Source organism: Bacteroides mucinivorans (genome assembly GCF_034654355.2).
GTDB classification, from domain to species: domain Bacteria; phylum Bacteroidota; class Bacteroidia; order Bacteroidales; family Bacteroidaceae; genus Bacteroides; species Bacteroides nordii.
In genome coordinates, this window is the sequence record NZ_CP178179.1 from 2,932,339 (window position 1) to 2,954,042 (window position 21,704).

The following is a 21,704-nucleotide window of genomic DNA, read 5'->3' on the forward strand; positions in this document are numbered from 1 at the left end:
CTACCTTTGTCATTCATAAACCATAAAAAGGAAATGAATATGAAAAAAATAGCATTATTCGTTGCAATGTTGGTAATGGGAATCAGTTATGCATCTGCTCAAACTGCCGACATTAAGTTTGACAAAACCACTCATGATTTCGGAACATTCTCAGAAAACAATCCGGTTGTATCTTGTGTATTTACTTTCACCAATATCGGCGATGCTCCTTTGGTTATTCATCAAGCTGTAGCATCTTGCGGATGTACAGTGCCCGACTATACAAAAGAACCGATTCTTCCAGGAAAAACAGGAACAATCAAGGTGACATACAACGGAACGGGTAAATACCCCGGACACTTCAAGAAGTCAATTACTCTTCGCACAAATGCAAAAACAGAAATGATGCGTTTGTACATTGAAGGTAATATGACAGCAAAAGATGCTAAATGAGAAAAAATAGACAACAACAGTAAGGAGAATCTTTCGATTCTCCTTTTTTTTTGCTTTCTTTGATGCATATTTACAGAATACATAATTAAACACATTAAATATTTATATAGAAACTATGAAACAAGAAGAAGACAAATTCACCGGCTTGCCCGAGAATGCGTTTAGAGAATTAAAACCGGGCGAAGTATACAACCCTCTGATGAGTCCCGGTAAAAATTATCCGGAAGTAAACTTCTGGTCAGTCACTTGGGGTATCACCATGGCCATCCTTTTTTCGGCAGCCGCTGCCTACCTGGGGCTGAAAGTAGGTCAGGTATTCGAAGCTGCCATTCCTATTGCTATCATTGCGGTAGGTGTTTCCGGCGCGGCAAAACGCAAAAATGCATTAGGAGAAAATGTGATTATCCAGTCTATCGGTGCTTGTTCGGGTGTTATCGTAGCCGGAGCCATCTTTACACTCCCCGCTTTGTACATTCTGCAAGTTAAATATCCGGAGATGACGGTTACTTTCATGCAGGTATTCATCAGTTCGCTGTTGGGTGGTGTATTGGGCATTTTGTTTCTTATCCCTTTCCGTAAATATTTTGTTAGTGATATGCATGGCAAATACCCCTTCCCGGAGGCTACAGCAACCACACAGGTACTCATATCCGGTGAAAAAGGAGGCAGCCAAGCCAAACCATTATTAATGGCAGGTATGATCGGTGGTTTGTACGACTTCATTGTAGCTACTTTCGGCTGGTGGAATGAAAACTTTACCACCCGTGTATGCAGTGTCGGTGAAATGCTGGCAGAGAAAGCCAAATTGGTATTCAAAGTAAATACAGGTGCTGCCGTATTAGGTCTGGGATACATCGTCGGATTAAAATATGCATCTATCATTTGTGCCGGTTCACTGGTAGTATGGTGGGTTATTGTACCAGGTATATCAATGTTTTGGGGAGATAGCGTGCTGAATGCATGGAACCCGGAAATCACTAACACCGTAAGTATGATGACTCCCGAAGAGATATTCAAATACTACGCAAAAAGTATCGGTATCGGTGGTATTGCTATGGCTGGCGTTATCGGTATTATCAAATCATGGAGCATTATCAGAAGTGCTGTCGGGTTGGCTGCCAAAGAGATGGGCGGCAAAGGGAATGTTGAGAAAAACATTATTCGTACACAGCGTGACCTTTCTATGAAGATTATCGCTATCGGCTCTATCATCACACTGATTCTTATTTTCCTGTTCTTCTACTTTGACGTGATGCAGGGTAATCTGGTACATACAATAGTGGCTATCGTACTGGTGGCAGGTATCTCTTTCCTGTTTACTACAGTGGCCGCCAATGCAATCGCAATTGTTGGTACCAATCCTGTTTCGGGTATGACACTGATGACGCTTATTCTGGCTTCTGTTGTAATGGTAGCTGTAGGATTGAAAGGTCCTTCGGGTATGGTAGCTGCGTTGGTGATGGGTGGTGTAGTATGTACAGCCTTGTCCATGGCAGGTGGTTTCATTACCGACCTGAAAATTGGTTACTGGCTGGGAAGTACTCCTGCCAAACAGGAGGCATGGAAATTCTTAGGAACAATTGTTTCGGCTGCTACGGTAGGCGGAGTCATGATTATCCTGAATAAAACATATGGTTTCACAAGCGGAGCGCTGGCTGCACCACAGGCAAATGCTATGGCAGCCGTTATCGAACCACTGATGAGTGGTGTAGGTGCACCCTGGTTGCTTTACGGCATCGGTGCGGTATTAGCTATCATTTTGACACTCTGTAAGATTCCTGCTCTTGCTTTTGCATTGGGTATGTTTATCCCGTTGGAGCTGAATGTGCCTTTGGTAGTAGGTGGAGCCATTAACTGGTATGTGACCAGCCGCAGCAAAGACACTTCACTGAACACTGAACGTGGCGAAAAAGGTACGTTACTTGCTTCCGGTTTCATTGCCGGTGGTGCATTAATGGGTGTTGTAAGTGCAGCAATGCGTTTTGGTGGTATCAATTTAGTGAATGATGCCTGGCTGAATAATACCTGGTCGCAGGTACTCGCTCTAGGTGCTTATGCCCTGTTGATTCTTTATTTTATCAAAGCTTCGATGAAAGTGAAGTAATATTTCTCAAGTAACGATATAAAAACTATTTTCATGAAAAACCTATTAATGGTTGCATGTTTCGTAATCCTCCCCCTGAGCTCCACAGCCCAGGGGGATCGTTACAAGCAGATAACCGACCCTAAACTAACCAGTATCAACCGTGAAACTCCCCGCAGTACTTTCACATCGTACACCAACGAAAAAGATGCAACCGTAAACAACCGCAAAGATGGTACTTTCCGCCTCTTGCTGAATGGTAAATGGAAATTCAACTATGTAGACAGCTTTTCCACCCGCCCTACAGACTTTATGCTTCCTGAGAAAAATGTAAGCGACTGGGCAGATATTGAAGTTCCCGGCAACTGGGAACGACAGGGTTTCGGGATTCCGATCTACGTAAATACCACTTATGAGTTTTGTTCACCGGGCTATGCTCCCTACTGGAATAAACCCAATCCTCCGTATGTACCGGAAGAATGGAACCCGACAGGTACCTATCGCCGTGACTTTAACCTCCCTGCCAACTGGGATGGAAAAGAAATATTCCTCAGTGCCGACGGAACCAAAGGTGCAGCATTCTACTACCTGAACGGAGTATTCATTGGAATGAATAAAGATGCAAAGACTCCTGCCCGGTTCAACATCACGAAGCAGGTGAAACCTGGTAAGAATGTGCTTGCCGTACAAATTCACCGCTTTTCGGATGCCAACTATTTGGAATGTCAAGATTTTTGGCGATTGAGTGGCTTTGAGAGAGATGTCTATCTTTATGCACAACCCCAGCTCCGTATTGCAGACTTTAAAGTGGAAAGCCCGTTGGATGCTGACTACAAAAACGGTATCCTGAAATTCAAAATTAAAATAGCCAATAGTGGCAAGCCGGTTTATCCTTCATATGTTATCTCTTACAAACTTCTTGATAAAGACGGACAACAGGTAGCTACTTCAGACTATGCTGTAAAGGCAATGCCTGCTCCGGGCATCTCTCAAAGCCTGAACGAATTTGTTTTTGATGACAATATCATCAAAACCCCCAAACAATGGACAGCTGAAACTCCCTACCTGTACACCCTTGTTATCAGCCTGAAGAAACCCGAAGGTGGTAAGGTAATGGAAGCAACCAGTGTGAAAGTAGGTTTCCGTACCGTGGAAATGAAAAATAATCAGCTTTGCGTCAATGGTAAACCAATTCTCGTAAAAGGTGTAAATGTACACGAACACGATGAACACACCGGACATTACGTCACTGAAGAGCTGATGTTGAAAGACTTCGAACTCTGGAAGAAGTACAACGTAAACACCGTCCGTACCTGCCACTATCCACAACAAGAACGTTTTTACGAACTATGTGATGAATATGGAATCTATGTGATTGATGAAGCCAATATCGAATCTCACGGAATGGGATATAATCGCGAAGTAGGTGGTACTTTGGCCAACAACCGTCTATTCATGGATGCACACGTATACCGTACCATCAACATGTACGAACGTGATAAAAACCATCCTTCGGTGATTGTGTGGTCATTGGGAAATGAGGCCGGAAACGGTGTTAACTTCTACAAGACTTATAGTGCACTGAAAGAACTCGATAGTCGTCCGGTACAATACGAACAGGCACACCTGGAATGGAATTCGGATATCTACTGTCCGATGTACACATGGCCTGCCGACATCGAGAAATACGCAAAGGATCCAAAACATACCCGCCCGCTCATTTTGTGTGAATACGCACATGCTATGGGAAACAGTCTGGGTAATTTCCAAGAATACTGGGACATCATTGAGAAATATCCGCTCTTACAAGGTGGTTGCATTTGGGATTGGGTAGATCAAGGCTTTGCAGAGAAAACTGCCAACGGACGTAAATACTGGACCTATGGTGGTGATTACGGTGCCTTTGGTACTCCTTCCGACGGAGATTTCTGTATCAATGGCGTTGTTTATCCGGACCGGACTGTGAAACCGCATACTACGGAAATGGGTAAAGTGTATCAGAATATCAAGTTTATCAACTTCAACAAAGACAAGAGAACAGTCGATTTACACAATGATTTCAGCTTTACCAATCTGAATAAATACGATTATCACTACATTATTCGCGATCACGGAAATGAGATATATACAGATAAATTCCAGGTCAGTGGAGCGCCGGGCGAGACGGTAACCGTACAATTGAAAGGTATCCCGCAGGCACAAACCAATACCGGCGATGTACGCATCGAATTTTATGCTACCGTCCGCACTCCGGAACCATTCCTTCCGGCAGGTACAGTAATAGCCCGTGAACAGAACTACATCTATACTTTCCACAAAGACAAAGTGGCTCAGCAAGAAGCTGCACCCATGAAGGAAACAGATACACAGGTTATCTATTCAGGAAAGAACTTCAAGGCTGTTTTCAATAAGAAGAGTGGACTGCTCGTCTCTTACCAGTACAACGGAGCAGAGTACATTCTCAACGGACAAGGATTACATCCTAACTTCTGGCGTGCACCGATTGACAATGATTATGGTGCAGGATTGCCACGCAAACTGGGAGTATGGAAAGAAGTAAGTTATCAGGATATAACGGCTGCCTCTTTCAATGCCTGTAACGGAGAAGTGACCTGTACTTACCAATTCCCGCAAACTGACGCAACTTGGGATATTATTTACAAAATTTACACAAACGGAGTAATAAAGGTAGATAACCGCTTTGTGGCAGCCAATGAAAAGACTCCGATGATTCCACGTATCGGCCTGCGTATGCAAATGCCGGAAACATTCACCACACTTACTTACTACGGACGCGGACCAGAAGAAAACTATCGCGACCGCCGTACCTCACAGTTCTTTGGTGAATACTCCACTCCTATCAAAAAGATGTACGAACCCTACATTCGCCCACAGGAAAACAATCACCGCACAGATATTTACTGGTGTGCACTTACCAATAAATCCGGTGCAGGATTGCTCCTTGTAGCCGACCGTACTTTCGAAATGAACGCCTCAAACTATCCACTCGAAACCCTTGATAGCGGAGACGATTTGCACAACGCTGCCCCGCGTACAGCCGAAACCAACCACCGTCATCTCACTGATCCGAAACCGGAAAAGATGGTAGATCTCTTTATTGATTACCGCATGATGGGTGTCGGTGGTGATAATAGCTGGGGAGCACTTGCACACGAGCCTTATCTGATTCGTACCGGTGTACAGAATGTTGTTGAATATGGCTTTACACTGGTTCCTTTCGGTCGTAAAACCGATTTCAGAAACTTAATTTATCAATATTAATAATGAAAACAATCAGTTCATTTTTACTGGCCACCTGTTTACTGGGTGGCCCGGTTGCAGCGCAACAGGAAACCAATCTTATGCTAACCAATGCCCAGACATTTATCGATACTCCATACTCTGCCCACACGCTGGAAATGGATGACGAAGAAGATCTTATTATCAATTGCGACGAAGTAGACTGCACCACTCTTGTAGAATATGTGCTTGCCATGTCTCTCTGCCCCACCCAGGATAAAGATATGCGTGAAGGTGATTTCGCAGAGAACCTGCAACGTATCCGGTATCGCGGCGGAAAGATTGACGGATACACTTCACGTTTGCACTACATTGCCGACTGGATAAACAACGGAGTACGCGAAGGAATCATGGAAGATGTAACCGCTGCCAATAGCCCATATACACAGAAATTATCTCTCTCGTACATGTCTACTCATCCGCAACAGTATAAACAACTTGCTAATTCCCCGGCCAATGTCAGTAAAATGGCAGGTTATGAAAAAGCGTTGACAGGACACGAAGTTCATTGGTTACCCAAAGATGCATTACCCGTAACGGGACTTCCCTGGATTAAAAACGGAGACATCATCGCCATTACTACAAACACCCCGGGACTGGATGTGGCTCATATGGGAATTGCCATTTATATAAAAGGTAATCTATGTCTGCTTCATGCCTCTTCTTCAAAAGGAAAAGTATTAGTAGAAAAACTTGCACTGAGTCGCCTGCTCGACCGTAACAACAGTTGGACAGGAATACGCGTAATCAGAATGAAAAAATAAAAACAATGATGAAAACGACAAAGAAAATGAAAACAATTTATCTTTTACTTATCAGCCTGTTCCTTATGAGTGGCAACATTGTCGCACAGGATTGGGCTAACTTAAAACAGTTCCAGAAAGACAACGCAGCACTGGGTGCTCCTGCAAAAGGAGAAAAACGCGTCGTATTTATGGGTAATTCCATTACAATCGGATGGCTTCACAACTGCCCGGAGTTTTTCAAAGACCGCCCTTATATCAATCGTGGTATTAGCGGACAGACTACTCCGCAGATGTTGATTCGCTTCCGTCAGGATGTGATTGACTTACAGCCGAAGGTAGTAGTGATACTTGCCGGAACAAATGATATAGCAGGAAATACAGGCCCTTCTACCCTTGAAATGATAGAAGATAATCTGGCATCTATGGCCCAGCTTGCCAAAGCGAATGGCATTAAAGTAATCCTCTGCTCTGTACTTCCCGCTTTTGATTATCCCTGGCGTCCGGGTATGGAACCTAATGTGAAGATTCCTGAACTGAACAAATGGATTAAAGCTTATGCAGAAAAGAATAAATTTATCTATCTGGATTACTTCTCCGCAATGGCTGATGAGAGAAATGGATTACCTGCTGATTTGTCAAAAGATGGCGTACATCCCAATAAGAAAGGATATGAAATCATGCAGCCAATGGTTGAAAAGGCTATCGCTAAAGCTCTGAAATAACGAATTCAAGATCGCGTAAGCAGGCTCTTTATTTCAAGTTCAAGGCGTTGCTTCACTTCGGACATCGGGATCTCAAATCCCAGTTCCTGACGCAGTGAAGTAACGCCTTTATCTATAAACCCACAGGGATGTATATAGCTGAAATAACGCAAATCGGTATTTACATTCAACGCCAGTCCATGCATTGTGACATAATGGCTACTCCTCACTCCTATCGCACAAATCTTACGGGCGCGGGAAGTATCTCCTTCCAACCACACTCCAGTTGCTTTCTCCAGCCTTCCGGCAGTGATGCCATAAGAAGCACAAACACGAATAACGGCTTCTTCCAGTAAATGTACGTATTCTTTCAATCCGAGATCAAACTCTTCAAGATTAAGAATAGGATAGCAAACCAACTGTCCCGGACCATGATAAGTTATATCTCCACCGCGATCAATATGGTAAAGTGTAGCACCAATCTTTTCTAACTGTGCTTCACTCAAAAGCATATTATTTTCTTTTCCGCTACGTCCCAAAGTATAAACAGGAGGATGTTCACACAGAATTATGCAGTTCTCATACTCTTCTCCGTTTTGTTTGGCCCGGACAAGGGTGTCAAAATATTCAGTCTGCCGTTGCCAGGCTTCGGCATACGGGATAAGATTCCAATCAATTACAATCGTTTTCATAAAGACAAAGATAAAAGAGAATTATGATTTATGAAGCATGAACTATATTAAAACTCCAATAAAGCAGTATAATAAATCACACTTCATAAATTATAACTCTAAAATCATTTCCTCCTTCCCAAACTCAATGAATTTAATACTACACTCACACTTGAGAATGCCATAGCAGCACTTGCAAGCATCGGATTCAGTAATAATCCATTCAATGGAAAGAGTATGCCGGCAGCAATAGGAATGCCTATGAGATTATAAATAAATGCCCAAAACAGATTCTGATGAATAAGTCTCACAGTCTGCCGGGATAAGTTAAATGCTTTCGGAAGCAACAGCAAATCAGAAGTCATCAGAGTAACCATAGCCACATCCATTGCAATATCCGTTCCCTTGCCCATGGCTATACTGACATCCGCCAGAGCCAGTGCCTGCGAATCATTAATTCCATCACCCACCATTGCTACAGTCTTTCCCTGTAATTGCAACTCACGGATAAAGTCCTCTTTGTCATCCGGCAAAGCATCTGCAATAAAACGGTCTATACCCAATTTCCCGGCTACCGCCAAAGCCGTACGTTGTCCGTCACCTGTCAGCATACAAATATCAATACCTTGGCGTCTCAGTTCCTTCACAGCTTCGGAAGAGGTAGATTTTATTGCATCTGTAACAGCGATAATAGCCAATAACTGATTCTCACGGCCAAAATAAATGATTCCGTTTCCTTCGGATTCATATTGCACAAGCATATCTGCCATTACATCCGTAACAATAGCATCAAAATCTTTAAGTAACTTGTGGCTACCTACCCAGAACAGATCGCCTTCATAAACCACCTTCACCCCTTTTCCTGTAATACTTTCAAAACTTTCAAGTGGTGCAGGAACAACCTTTTCCTCATCCTGCAGAGAGGTGACAATAGCCCCGGCAAGGGGATGTTCTGATTTCATTTCAGCAGCCAGAAGAACATTCTTGAAACACTCTTCCTGCGTTTGTGCCCATAACCACCCGCTTACGGTAGGATGCCCTTCTGTCAATGTCCCGGTTTTGTCAAGTACCACTACATCGACCTTGCGCATCTGCTCCAAAGCCACCGCATCTTTTATCAGAATGTGCTGACTGGCAGCTTTGCCAATACCTACCATAAGTGCGGTAGGTGTGGCAAGTCCCAAAGCACACGGACAGGCAATTACCAATACCGAAACTGCAGAAAGCATGGCGTATGAGAAGTATTCTGTTCCACCTATTACCAGCCAAAGCACAAAGGTAAGTATGGCAATACCAAGAACCACAGGAACGAAAATTCCCGTTACACGGTCAACGATACGCTGTACAGGTGCCTTGCTTCCCTGGGCCTCTTGTACCATGCGGATAATACGGGCCAGTACCGTCTCACTTCCTACCTGTGAAGCCTTTATTATAAAAGAACCTCGTTGATTGATTGTTCCGGCAAGCACCTTGTCGCCTTGTTTCTTTTCAACAGGAATCGGCTCGCCACTTATCATACTTTCGTCTACAAAAGATTCTCCTTCGGCAAGAATCCCATCCACAGGAATCTGTTCGCCGGGACGGACCACCACAAGATCACCTACCTGTAACTGGTCGATTAAAACTTCTTCTTCAATGCCATTACGCACGATACGCGCTACTTTGGGTTGTAATCCCATCAGTTTTTTGATAGCAGTTGAAGTATTACCTTTGGCACGTTCTTCCATTAACTTACCTGTCAATACAAAAGCGATGATAACAACGGAGGCCTCATAATAAACATGTGGCTCCAGTCCCCGGCTATACCAGAATTCGGGAAAGAAAGTATTAAATGCACTAAACAGAAATGCAATAGAGGTACTCAACGCTACTAAAGTATCCATATTGCTACGCCCCTGTTTGGCTTGCTTCCAGGCACCCGTATAGAATGAACCACCAAAAAGTATCATCACCGGAAGAGTGAGTAACAATTGCAGTTCATTTGAGTATGGTACATGCATAAAAACCATAGAAAGAAACAGCATAGGGACTGCAAATATCCAAGCTCCGATAACCTGCATCTTCAGCTTTCGGTAGTGTTGCTGTTGCGCCTCTTCCTTTCGTTCTTCTTTAAGATTACCCTCTTCTATTATAAGGTCATAACCACCGGACAATACAGCGGCACGAATTTCTCCGGGAGTCAGTTTGTCGGCTTCATATGAGACAGAGAGCGTATTGGTAGCAAGATTGACCGAAGCATCTACAATACCCGGCAACTTACGAACTGTCTTTTCAACATTATTAGCACATCCTGCACAGTGCATGTTCAGCACAGGAAACGCTTTCTTTGTAATAGTACTCATAATATTATTAATTAGCGATTAGTGAATAGTGATAAGTGAGTAGTGATAAGCGATGAGTGATAAGCGCCATACGGCATACAGCGTAGCTTGCTAATCACTTATCACTACTTACTCATCACTATTAAAACAATCTCTCCGGGACGTTTGTTCAATTACTTCTTTTCTGCCTGCTTTGCTTCTTTCACAAACTCAGCTTCATAATTAAACTTCTTAAATCCAGCTTTCAGTTTCTCTACATTTGTCTTGTCAGCGTCATAAGTGATAGAAACGGTTTTCGTTTTCAAGTCTGTAGAGAACTCTTTTACTCCCTTCTCAAACTTGATGTTATCTTTCACTTTTCGTTCACAATTTTCACAATGCATCTGCGATACTTTAAACACTGCCGTACGGATATCTTTTGCCATAACGGCTGTCACACTCAATAAAGCTACTGCTAGAGCAGCTACCATTCTTCTTGTTTTCATAAACTGTTTTTTTTAGTAGTTAAGTAGTCAAAGTAGTTAAGTAGTAAGTAGAGGTAGTTAAAATGTATATGGCAGGATAACGTTAGCACTCTGCTACTTACTACTTAACTACTTTGACTACTTAACTACTCTCTTCTACATTCTCGGTAAATTAAAACGAACCCCTATATACGCCTTTGCTCCATGCATTGGCCCCCATATCATGGTCGAATCAAAATTTTCTCCCCATGGATTAGCGGCATCTATAATCGGATTCTGTTGTTTAAAGTTTGTCAGGTTCTCCCCACCCACATAGACAGACCAACGACGGAAATAACGCGTCACTTGTGCACTCAGTTGCTCAAAGCTGCCATAGCGCGCCTCCCATGACGGACTACCATCAGCAAGTGTATATGGATTCGGCATCCTTCCCCCACCGTTCAACTGCAACGTTGCATCAAATTGCCACAATCCAAGTGGCGTTTGATAAGAGGCCGTCAAAAGTCCTTTATACTTACTGGTCAGAGGTTTCTCCAATAACTTCCCGTTATAAGTTGTCTTTGCATCTATCAGACGATAAGCAACCGTCAGGGTGAAACCCTTGAAAAGCGGATAGTTCGCTTCCAATTGCAACACTTGTGAGTAAGAACGTCCGTCCAGATTGTAGAATGACACTTCATGGGGGGCTGTATCCATATCCACAACAACCTGTTTCAGGAAATCAGTGTAATAATATTCCGCATTAATATTCAAAGTCTTACCAAATAAAGGAATATAGGTTGAAACACTTGCTCCATAATTCCAGGCTTCTTCCTGATTAAGATGATCAGCTATCTTTACCTTCCTGCTGCTGGCAAGCAGATAATTGTTCTCTGCCAGTACATGATTGGTGCGATAGCCTTTTCCAGCTGAAAGCCGAAAATGGACATACTCATTCGGATTATATTTGATGTGCGCACGGGGAGTTACAAAGAAACCATATTTACTGCTATGATCTCCGCGAAGTCCACCCATAAGCATCAATTTATCATTCAAATTAAATGTGTACTGAATATATGCTCCGGGAACAGATTCTTTTACCAAAGCCTTTGTCAATCCCTGCCCTGCATCGTTGGTCAGGCGATAATGTTGATTATATCCATCATAATTGAAACTCAATCCGGTAGAAAGGCTGTGTTGCTTACTGAACTCCGTCTCAAAAAGCAGAGAGGCATACACATTACTCTGATCCACATCATAGAGTTTAAGACCATAGGTAGCATCCTGATTGTGAATCGTCCCTTGGAGGATAAGGGCAAGATTGGTATTCTTCTCCTTATTAAATATATAAGCATTCTTGGTGAAAGCTTCGTAACGATCCGTTTTAATACCTATTTCATAAAGATCATGTGCCGGTTCTTTCCCATGACTGACCTGTCCGCTGTTACGACGTTCAGATAATCCCTTGATACCTGCCTGAAAGACATAGTGATCGCCCATATACGCCCAACGGTTCCACAAATTATACTGCTCTACCCGGGGAATATCGGCAAAGCCATCATCATTTGCATCATGTGCTTTTGTTTCATTTTCATAATGTGCCAGCAGTGAAGTACTCCACCGTTTGGAGAGTTTTATCGTTGCATCAGCATTGGCTTCATAACGGCTCGTACTACTGGCAAACAGATTGGCCGATACCCAGTCCGCCTCCGGGAGCTGAGGTTTCTTGAACTCTACATTGATCTGCCCGGTGATAGACTCATAGCCATTTTTTACCGAAGAACTACCTTTGCTAACTTGGATACTCTGCATCCACGGGCCGGGCACATATCCCAGACCGTAGGGTGCAGCAGCCCCCCTGTAATTAGGAATATTTTCCGTCATCATCTGTACATACATACCCGAGAGTCCCAGTAACTTTATCTGCTTGGCTCCCGTTGCAGCATCCGAATAGCTGACATCTACTGAGGGATTAGTAACAAAGCTTTCGCCAAGATTACAGCAGGCTGCACGTGTCAGCTCAGCACTGCTGATGATATCTTCATTCATCACGCTGTTTCGCAATTTCATCGTACCGAGTTTCCGGCTTACAATGTTCACCTCACCTAATTCAACACCTTCGTGAAGAACTATATCAAGTTCCTGATTCTTACTGCTGACATGAATTGTGTCATTCTCAAAACCGATAAAGCTAACGACAAGCATATGGCTTTTAGCTGGTTTGGAAATAGAGAACCGGCCCTCTTCGGTAGTTGTCACACCGTTTGTAGTATTCATCCAAAACACATTGGCACCGGGAATGGGTTCTCCGGTGTTGTCTTTTACAATTCCCGTCACCTGTGCCTGTAAAGCATGGAAAGTGAAGAGAGTAAATAATAAAAATATATATTTCATATAAATTAATTCATTTCATGGTGCAAATTTACAAAATAACCTGTGCAACACGGTTGCATGAAAAGTACATTCTGTATTCGTACATTTACAGGCTTCTTTACATTCTGTTTACCAATATCTTATCTGTATAACATATGAGATGAGAAATCAGAACATCCGGATGTTGTTATACAAAACACCCGGATGTTTTAGTACACAACATGGGGATGTTTTCATAAAGAACATGGGGATGTTTTACATTCTGAAACCTAAAGATACAAACACAAGGAATAGTGAAAGCAGTACTATGAAACACTACCAACACGTATACCTTTCTTATATACTTTTGGCTAAATAAGAAGAGTTGAATAAAGAGCCAGATAATACCGCGAACTGACAGGATGCGGAGGGACAGCATAAGATACTTCCTGCCATTTATTAAAAGACGGAAGGAATTGGAAGTCCGGTAACAATTCACAGATAAGTTGTATCACGGGCGCAGCAACAGAGGCTTCGCACGAATGTTTCATCAAATCTACTTTATAGATAGTAGCTGTACAACCTTCGTCTTTACATGATTTATCTGACTGATGATGAGCTTTATTACATTTAGGGCAACCACTGGTGCAGCAAGTCTGCGCAGTTTCGCAACCGACACAGCAGTAATGGACAACAGAGACTCCCACCCCAGCGTAAATAATCAACAGGGAGAGCATAGCAACCAGTATGTATCGAAGTCTTCTCATAAATTCGGAACAAAGATAGGGAGATTTAACCGTTTCAGCACATTATTTTTTTCTTTTTTATTCGTTCTATTCGTTAATATGTTCTATATTTGTCGATAGGGAATAGCCTAACAAATGTTGAATTTAAAGAAAAAGCCCTTATGAAAAAACAATATGTCAGCCTACTTGCAGTTATACTTGCGGCAAGCGGCTTTTTATTTTCTTGTGGTGACAAGATGAAAAAAGATACCGGTTCACTGGAATTCGATAGCATACAAGTGAACAAGACGGCACATCTCTTTGGAGATACAGCCAAACCAGCCTGCAACCTGCTGATAAACTTTGCCTATCCCTCCAAATCATCTGACGAATTACTGAAAGATACGTTGGATAAATATTTCATTGCTGCTTGTTTCGGCGATAAATACATGGGAGAGAAACCTCAGGAAGTAGTAAAGCAATATACAGAGACATATATCAGTGAGTATCGCCGCGACTTGGAACCTATGTATCTGGAAGATGAAAAAGATAAAGAAAATGAATCATCCGTAGGTGCATGGTACTCTTATTACAAAGGAATCGAAAGCCATGTACAGCTCTATGAAAAGAATTTGCTTGTATATCGTATTAACTACAATGAATATACAGGTGGGGCCCATGGCATCTACATGACTACTTATCTTAACTTCGACCTCGGTCTGATGCGTCCGTTACGTCTGGACGATATTTTTGTTGGAGATTATCAGGAGCCACTGACCGATCTTATCTGGAATCAGCTTATGGCGGATAACGGAGCCAAGACACGTGCCGAACTGGAAGATATGGGCTATGGATCAACAGGCGAAATAGCCGCTACAGAAAACTTCTATCTCAACAAAGACGGAATTACTTTCTACTATAATGTATATGATATCACTCCATACGCAATGGGACCGGTTATAGTATCCCTGCCGTTCCAGATGCTGGAGCATATGCTGGGTAGTAACCCGATTATTGGTGAACTGAAAAATTAAAAATATAACTCATACATTAAACAAAGCAGTGGAAATCATACTAAAATATTTTCCAGACCTTACGGAAGAACAGCGCAGACAATTAGCTGCTCTATACGACCTATACATCGACTGGAATGCTAAAATCAACGTTATTTCGCGTAAAGACATCGAAAACTTGTACGAACATCATGTGTTGCATTCACTGGGTATTGCCAAAGTGATTCAGTTTCGTCCCGGTACCAGCATTATGGACTTGGGTACGGGCGGTGGTTTTCCCGGTATTCCGTTAGCTATACTTTTTCCTGATGTAAAGTTTCATCTGGTAGACAGTATCGGAAAAAAGGTGCGCGTAGCTACTGAAGTAGCCAATGCCATCGGGCTGAAAAATGTAACCTTCCGCCATGCACGTGCCGAAGAAGAGAAACAGTTATTCGACTTTGTAGTGAGCCGCGCTGTTATGCCGTTGGCAGATTTAATCAAAATCATCAAAAAGAACATCTCACCCCGGCAACAAAATGCATTGCCAAATGGTTTAATCTGTCTCAAAGGTGGAGAACTTGAACATGAAGCAATGCCGTTCAAGCATAAAATCACCTTGCACAGCTTAAGTGAAGATTTTAAGGAAGAATTCTTCCAGACAAAGAAAGTGGTATATGTGACCGTATAAATAGATAGATACGTAACGTCAAATAATCATGAAAATAAAGAGATTTGAATTTAATATGTTTCCCGTAAATTGTTATGTATTATGGGATGAAACAAAAGAAGCAGTTGTCATAGACCCAGGCTGCTTCTATGATGAAGAGAAACAAGCATTGAAAAACTTCATCAACACCAATGGGTTAACAGTGAAACATTTGCTGAATACGCACCTGCATCTGGACCACATCTTTGGAAATCCGTTCATGCTGAAAGAGTTCGGTCTTTCAGCAGAAGCCAGCCAAGCGGATGAATACTGGATCGAAGAAGCTCCGAAGCAGAGCCGTATGTTCGGTTTCCAACTACAGGAACCTCCTGTGCCATTGGGGAAATATCTGCATGACGGAGATATAATCACCTTCGGAAATATATCGCTGGAAGCAATTCACGTACCGGGACACTCTCCGGGAAGCCTCGTATATTATTGTAAAGCAGAGAACTGTATGTTCTCCGGAGATGTACTTTTTCAAGGCAGCATCGGACGTGCCGATTTAACGGGAGGCAATTTTGATGAACTAAAAGAACACATCTGTAGCCGTCTGTTCATTCTTCCCAACGAAACTGTGGTTTATCCGGGACACGGAGCACCAACTACCATCGGTATGGAAAAAGCGGAAAATCCGTTCTTCCGATAACTGTTTCGCATACGGAGAATCTACGCCAAGCGATTATACAATCCATATGAGCAACTTAAAAACTAATTAATATGAAAACCGATTCATTCGCCAATCGCCATATAGGTGTTAGCGAAAAAGACATTGAAGTGATGCTCCGCAAGATAGGCGTAAGCACCCTTGATGAACTGATTGATAAAACAATACCGGTCAATATCCGGCTCAAAGAACCATTGGCATTGCCTCCGGCTATGACCGAATATGAATTCAGCAAGCACATTGCCGAACTGGCTGGTCAGAATAAACTATTCACCACTTATATCGGAATGGGCTGGTATAATACCATCACCCCTGCCGTAATTCAGAGAAATGTGTTCGAGAACCCTGTATGGTACACCTCTTATACACCTTACCAGGCAGAAGTATCACAAGGACGCCTGGAAGCATTAATGAATTTCCAGACAGCCGTTTGCGATCTTACAGCTATGCCATTAGCTAACTGTTCCTTACTGGACGAAGCCACCGCCGCCGCAGAAGCAGTTACAATGATGTACGGACTGCGCCCGCGCGATAAGCAAAAGTCGGGAGCTAATGTTGTATTCGTTGATGAGAACATTTTCCCGCAAACGCTGGCTGTGATGAATACACGTGCCATACCACAAAGTATTGAGCTACGCATAGGCAAGTATCAGGAATTTGAACCGACTCCGGAAGTATTCGCCTGCATCCTCCAGTATCCCAATTCGGACGGAAGTATTGAAGATTATCGCAGTTTCACTGAAAAGGCACATGAGGCTGATTGTAAAGTAGCTGTAGCTGCCGATCTGTTGAGTCTTGCACTCATCGTGCCTCCGGGTGAATGGGGAGCAGACATTGTATTCGGTACAACGCAAAGACTGGGAACACCGATGTTCTACGGTGGTCCTTCAGCAGCCTATTTCGCTACCCGTGACGAATTTAAACGCAACATGCCGGGACGTATCATTGGCTGGTCAAAAGATAAGTACGGAAAGATGTGTTATCGCATGGCTCTGCAAACCCGTGAGCAACATATCAAACGTGAAAAAGCTACTTCCAACATCTGTACCGCCCAAGCATTACTGGCTACAATGGCAGGATTCTACGCTGTTTATCATGGTCAACAAGGCATTACGGATATTGCATCGCGTATCCACAGTATCAGTGCTTTCCTTGAAAAAGAGATCAGCAAATTGGGATACAAGCAGGTGAACAAACATTATTTCGACACGCTTCGTTTCATATTGCCCGACAATGTTTCGGCACCGCAAGTACGTACCATCGCCCTTAGCAAAGAAGTGAATCTGCGCTATTTCGACAATGGTGACGTTGGTTTCAGCATTGATGAAACCACTGATATTTCTGCTGCCAATATGTTGCTTTCTATCTTCGCTATCGCTGCTGAGAAGGATTATCAGAAGATTACTGAAATCCCCGATGCTGATACACTCTCTAAAGAACTTAAACGCCAGAGTGCATTCCTTACCCACGAAGTATTCAATAAATACCATACGGAAACGGAAATGATGCGTTATATCAAGAGACTGGACCGCAAGGATATCTCGCTTGCCCAATCTATGATTCCGTTGGGTTCGTGTACCATGAAGCTGAATGCTGCTGCCGAAATGTTACCACTGAGTCGTCCGGACCTTCTGTGTATGCATCCGTTGGTACCCGAAGACCAGGCCGAGGGGTATCGTAAATTAATAGAAAACCTGAGTGATGAACTGAAAATAATTACCGGATTTGCCGGTGTCAGCTTGCAACCGAACTCCGGTGCAGCAGGTGAATATACAGGTCTTCGTGTGATTCGCAGTTACCTCGAAAGTATTGGTCAAGGACACCGTAACAAAATTCTGATACCCGCATCGGCACATGGTACGAATCCTGCATCGGCTATACAGGCAGGCTTCACAACAATCACTTGTGCTTGTGACGAACATGGCAATGTAGAAATGAGTGATCTTCGTGCCAAAGCTGAAGAAAACAAAGAAGAGTTAGCCGCCCTGATGATTACGTACCCGTCTACACACGGCATTTTTGAAACAGAAATCGTAGAGATCTGCGATATCATCCACGCTTGTGGTGCACAAGTGTATATGGACGGTGCAAATATGAATGCTCAGGTAGGACTAACCAACCCAGGCTTTATTGGCGCAGATGTCTGCCATCTGAATCTGCATAAGACCTTTGCATCTCCCCATGGTGGTGGTGGCCCCGGTGTAGGTCCTATTTGTGTAGCCGAACACCTGATACCATTCCTCCCGGGTCACGGATTGTTTGGTAATCCGATAAATGAAGTATCTGCCGCTCCTTTTGGTAGTGCAGGAATACTACCTATCACGTACGGCTATATCCGCATGATGGGCACCGAAGGTTTGACTATGGCAACAAAAGCCGCTATCCTCAATGCCAATTATCTGGCTGCCTGCCTGAAAGACACATATGGTATCGTATATCGCGGAGCCAATGGTTTCGTAGGACACGAAATGATTCTGGAATGCCGCAAAGTACATGAGGAAACAGGAATCAGCGAGAACGACATCGCAAAACGTCTTATGGATTATGGATATCATGCTCCTACTCTCTCCTTCCCTGTTCACGGAACACTGATGATTGAACCTACAGAAAGTGAAAGTTTGTGGGAACTGGATAATTTTGTAACCGTGATGCAGACGATATGGAAAGAAATCCAGGAAGTGAAAAATGGCGAAGCAAGCGTGGAAGATAACGTACTAATAAATGCTCCGCATCCGGAATACGAGATCGTGAACGACCACTGGGAACACAGCTATACACGTGAAAAAGCTGCCTACCCGATAGAAAGCGTACGTGAAAACAAATTCTGGGTAAATGTGGCGCGCGTAGATAATACATTGGGAGACAGAAAACTGTTGCCAACAAGGTACGGTTCGTTTAGTTGAAAGTTGAAAGTTGAAAATTACTATGCAGCGTGACAGCGCAGCTAATTTTCAACTTTCAACTTTCAATTTTCAACTAAACAACGGTTATCGTTCCCGCCTTTACTTTCTTTTCTTTCATTGGAATAGAAGGATCAGGATATCCTAAGGCTACACAACCGTATACTTTGTGATTTTCGGGGACACCGAGAGAAGTGATAAATTCACGTACTTCGGGGGCATCGCATGTTGTCCCCAACTGGTTGATCCAGCAAGAACCAATGCCCAGAGAACGGGCAGCAAGAAACATATTTTCAATAGCACAGGCACAATCCATTCCTGCCCACCATTGTGTCGGTTCATTAGAAACAATTACAAGCGTTGGTGCATGATAATAACAGCAATACGTCTGGCTATGTCCGCGCTCCTGCAAATGTTTATCCTCACTTTTGGCAAATGCACCTTTGATACGGGCATTTAATTCTTCGAGTTTCTCTGTATTTTGTATAGCTGTGAAATGCCAAGTTTCAAGATGCATACCACTCGGAGCATATGTGGCAGCTTCAAGAATAGTCAGCAAATCTTCTTCAGCTACCTGTTGAGTAGTATAAGCACGTACGCTACGACGTGCTTTGATATTTTCTAATACTTCATTTGTTTTCATGATGAATAGTGTTTTAATTTTTATTTGTTAGAAATAAAATGATGAACTGGTTACACTGCAATGTATCATACCTCATCACCTTTTAACCAACCCAATCTTCACATTCAACTTAAAGTAATATACCCCATTCTCCCGTTCCAGGAAGCCGTACTTATCTTTATCCACAGATCCTTTCTCTAAACGGGTATTCAGATAGAGAAAATCCTCAAATGTCTTTTTCTCCGCTTTATGATAACAAAGCACTTCTCCGTTTCCATCTATCAGCAAAATTCCTTCCACTGCAGAATCCGTCCCGTTATAAATCTTTGCCGGACGCATCCCCAATGCCAGAGTAAGCAGGAACTGCTTCATTTTAAATTCATAAAAACCATGTTTATTGATCAGTTCATCCTTAATTTTCAACGGATTGATTCGTTTTATCTCCTCCGTTAATTCACTGATACGTGTGATGCCATCCAAATGCATAATACGTACCATCTCTGCCAGAACACGCGGAAAGTGCAAATCTATCATCAACAGGTTGCAACGGAATACACGGTCTGCCACATCAGAATACTTTAATACACCGCCCAGACGTTCTATCATCATCATACGCTCTGCCACTTCTGTAGGCGACTCTTCCAATGCATTTATTTTATTCACAGTAGGTACGGCAAACTTAACACCTGTCTGCTCCAATTTCAGATTGGTAGTTCGTCCGCCATCAAGCAAAGGATTCATGGCACTAAGACGTGAACGAACATTGAATCCTGTCAATGGAGCCTCAGGATGCCAAAAGGCAACAGAAAAATCCGTACGATCATCCGTTTTTGCTTCAAGATCAAAAATACCTGTTTCATCCAGGAACTCTTCTACCCCATCAGGAGAGGTCACATCATTTTCTGACGAGGACTTGACTGCATCGAGAATTAATCCAGCCACTGTGGCAAAATCTTCCCGTGGTATTCGCTTATCTACTGTTTCGTTTACAATATGAATTTCCTCTTTCTCAATATAATAGCGACGCGTACCATCATGCTCTTCGCGCTGTACCATTGCTACAGGCCAGCACTGTGTATCGTCTTTTTTTGCTTGCGGCGTACCCAACGAAACCTTTCCGTCTGCCAGCAAACGGAAAAAAGCATACAGTTCACTCCATTCTCTTTTTGTTGCTTCAAATGCCATATTTAATATATTTGTTTTACAGATTAATCATTTCGGACAGTTCCTGCCAAGGGATCAACGGACGTTGTATCTCTATCTCTTTCTCCACAGGTGGTAATTTCCCAGCACGTGCTATAGCCAGTGGAATACGTGGAGTTATCACAATATACCTCCCTGTCCAGCAGCCATCAAACCAGGCCGGATTACCCCGCTCCCGCTTTATTGGAAAACATTGATTTTCACCCTTACTCCGCATCATAGCCGAACGCCCGGGATCGTTGATCCATACATGAGTATCATTTATACCGCGAAGCACCATCCAATGACGGTGACTACCCGGTTGCATCAACCCATGAGACGAACCGCGATGCCTCACATTTATCAGTACGGGAATACCCTGATCAATATATGCCTTCAGCGCCCGGTAGTCTTTATTCATAAAATGCTTAGCACTCACCATATGTTCATAATACCGTGTCAACGAATCTATTTCAAAAGAATAATAGCCACCCTGTCCTATGGATGTACGCCGCTTGAAAGGAGCACGTTTTTTCAAAAAATAATTCTTCTGATACTCTACAAGCTTTGCTTCGGCTTCTGCTGCCGAACGGCAACTATCTACGGTCATCCCTTTATAATAATCAAATACCATCAATGAGGATGCCAGCGAGCAATGCGCATAAGGACATCCGCTGATCTTCTGCGAATACCAGGGTAAAGGAATATCGTTGGGAGCCACTTCCTGAGCCTGAACAGAAGGCAAATGGCTTCCAATCAAAAACAAACCGAGATACAGAGCTTTCATTATCACATTTCGTATCATTGTGTGCAAAGATAAGGAAATCTGATAAAACAAATGGTGGACAGAAAAAACTA

Annotated in this window: 17 protein-coding genes; 9 read left to right on the forward strand and 8 right to left on the reverse strand. The window is 43.1% G+C overall.

The features are described 5' to 3' along the window. Positions 1-39 precede the first annotated feature (39 nt). The 5 genes from VCM39_RS11000 (at position 40) to VCM39_RS11020 (ending at position 7,283) form a co-directional block, all read left to right on the forward strand. Positions 40-432: a DUF1573 domain-containing protein gene (locus VCM39_RS11000; RefSeq protein ID WP_221649993.1), complete on the forward strand. Its 393-nt coding sequence runs from the start codon at positions 40-42 to the stop codon at positions 430-432. 115 nt (positions 433-547) lie between these two features. Next, positions 548-2,536 (forward strand): OPT family oligopeptide transporter, encoded by a 1,989-nt coding sequence (locus VCM39_RS11005; RefSeq protein WP_322932675.1) that lies wholly within the window; start codon positions 548-550, stop codon positions 2,534-2,536. Positions 2,537-2,569: 33 nt separating this feature from the next. Beyond that, a complete protein-coding gene (locus tag VCM39_RS11010; protein ID WP_322932674.1) occupies positions 2,570-5,797 on the forward strand; it encodes a glycoside hydrolase family 2 TIM barrel-domain containing protein in 3,228 nt (1,075 codons plus the stop codon). A 2-nt stretch (positions 5,798-5,799) separates the two neighbouring features. Beyond that, positions 5,800-6,579 (forward strand): N-acetylmuramoyl-L-alanine amidase-like domain-containing protein, encoded by a 780-nt coding sequence (locus VCM39_RS11015; protein WP_221649996.1) that lies wholly within the window; start codon positions 5,800-5,802, stop codon positions 6,577-6,579. An 8-nt stretch (positions 6,580-6,587) separates the two neighbouring features. Next, a complete protein-coding gene (locus VCM39_RS11020; RefSeq protein ID WP_323673970.1) occupies positions 6,588-7,283 on the forward strand; it encodes an SGNH/GDSL hydrolase family protein in 696 nt (231 codons plus the stop codon). Between the two features lie 5 nt (positions 7,284-7,288). Here VCM39_RS11020 and lipB read toward each other — a convergent pair whose 3' ends face one another. From lipB to VCM39_RS11045, 5 genes are all read right to left on the reverse strand, one after another. After that, on the reverse strand, positions 7,289-7,954 hold the full coding sequence (gene lipB, locus VCM39_RS11025) for a lipoyl(octanoyl) transferase LipB (protein ID WP_221649997.1): 666 nt from the start codon (positions 7,952-7,954) through the stop codon (positions 7,289-7,291). Between the two features lie 104 nt (positions 7,955-8,058). Next, a complete protein-coding gene (locus VCM39_RS11030; RefSeq protein WP_221649998.1) occupies positions 8,059-10,275 on the reverse strand; it encodes a heavy metal translocating P-type ATPase in 2,217 nt (738 codons plus the stop codon). A gap of 152 nt (positions 10,276-10,427) precedes the next feature. Further along, positions 10,428-10,739 carry a heavy-metal-associated domain-containing protein gene (locus VCM39_RS11035; RefSeq protein WP_195350303.1) on the reverse strand — a complete coding sequence of 104 codons (312 nt, stop codon included), beginning with the start codon at positions 10,737-10,739 and terminating at the stop codon, positions 10,428-10,430. Between the two features lie 135 nt (positions 10,740-10,874). After that, positions 10,875-13,091 (reverse strand): TonB-dependent receptor, encoded by a 2,217-nt coding sequence (locus VCM39_RS11040; RefSeq protein ID WP_322932672.1) that lies wholly within the window; start codon positions 13,089-13,091, stop codon positions 10,875-10,877. Positions 13,092-13,420: 329 nt separating this feature from the next. After that, positions 13,421-13,816 (reverse strand): hypothetical protein, encoded by a 396-nt coding sequence (locus tag VCM39_RS11045; RefSeq protein ID WP_289291811.1) that lies wholly within the window; start codon positions 13,814-13,816, stop codon positions 13,421-13,423. 140 nt (positions 13,817-13,956) lie between these two features. On the opposite strand from VCM39_RS11045, the gene VCM39_RS11050 reads away from it, so the two are divergent. The 4 genes from VCM39_RS11050 (at position 13,957) to gcvP (ending at position 19,045) form a co-directional block, all read left to right on the forward strand. After that, positions 13,957-14,808, forward strand: coding sequence for a DUF3298 and DUF4163 domain-containing protein (locus VCM39_RS11050; RefSeq protein ID WP_221650002.1), 852 nt, complete (start codon positions 13,957-13,959; stop codon positions 14,806-14,808). A gap of 28 nt (positions 14,809-14,836) precedes the next feature. Then, complete coding sequence (gene rsmG, locus VCM39_RS11055; RefSeq protein WP_322932671.1) at positions 14,837-15,457, forward strand: 16S rRNA (guanine(527)-N(7))-methyltransferase RsmG; 621 nt, start codon at positions 14,837-14,839, stop codon at positions 15,455-15,457. A gap of 28 nt (positions 15,458-15,485) precedes the next feature. Next, positions 15,486-16,124, forward strand: coding sequence for an MBL fold metallo-hydrolase (locus VCM39_RS11060; protein WP_221650004.1), 639 nt, complete (start codon positions 15,486-15,488; stop codon positions 16,122-16,124). A gap of 71 nt (positions 16,125-16,195) precedes the next feature. Next, on the forward strand, positions 16,196-19,045 hold the full coding sequence (gcvP, locus tag VCM39_RS11065) for an aminomethyl-transferring glycine dehydrogenase (RefSeq protein ID WP_322932670.1): 2,850 nt from the start codon (positions 16,196-16,198) through the stop codon (positions 19,043-19,045). A gap of 73 nt (positions 19,046-19,118) precedes the next feature. Here the strand turns inward: gcvP and VCM39_RS11070 are convergent, their stop codons facing one another. The 3 genes from VCM39_RS11070 to VCM39_RS11080 form a co-directional block, all read right to left on the reverse strand. Further along, positions 19,119-19,685 (reverse strand): nitroreductase, encoded by a 567-nt coding sequence (locus VCM39_RS11070; protein WP_322932669.1) that lies wholly within the window; start codon positions 19,683-19,685, stop codon positions 19,119-19,121. A 75-nt stretch (positions 19,686-19,760) separates the two neighbouring features. Next, positions 19,761-20,849, reverse strand: a complete 1,089-nt coding sequence (locus tag VCM39_RS11075; protein WP_322932668.1) for an HpaII family restriction endonuclease — start codon at positions 20,847-20,849, stop codon at positions 19,761-19,763. Between the two features lie 16 nt (positions 20,850-20,865). Next, positions 20,866-21,633: a C39 family peptidase gene (locus VCM39_RS11080; RefSeq protein WP_322932667.1), complete on the reverse strand. Its 768-nt coding sequence runs from the start codon at positions 21,631-21,633 to the stop codon at positions 20,866-20,868. Between the last annotated feature and the right edge of the window lie 71 nt (positions 21,634-21,704).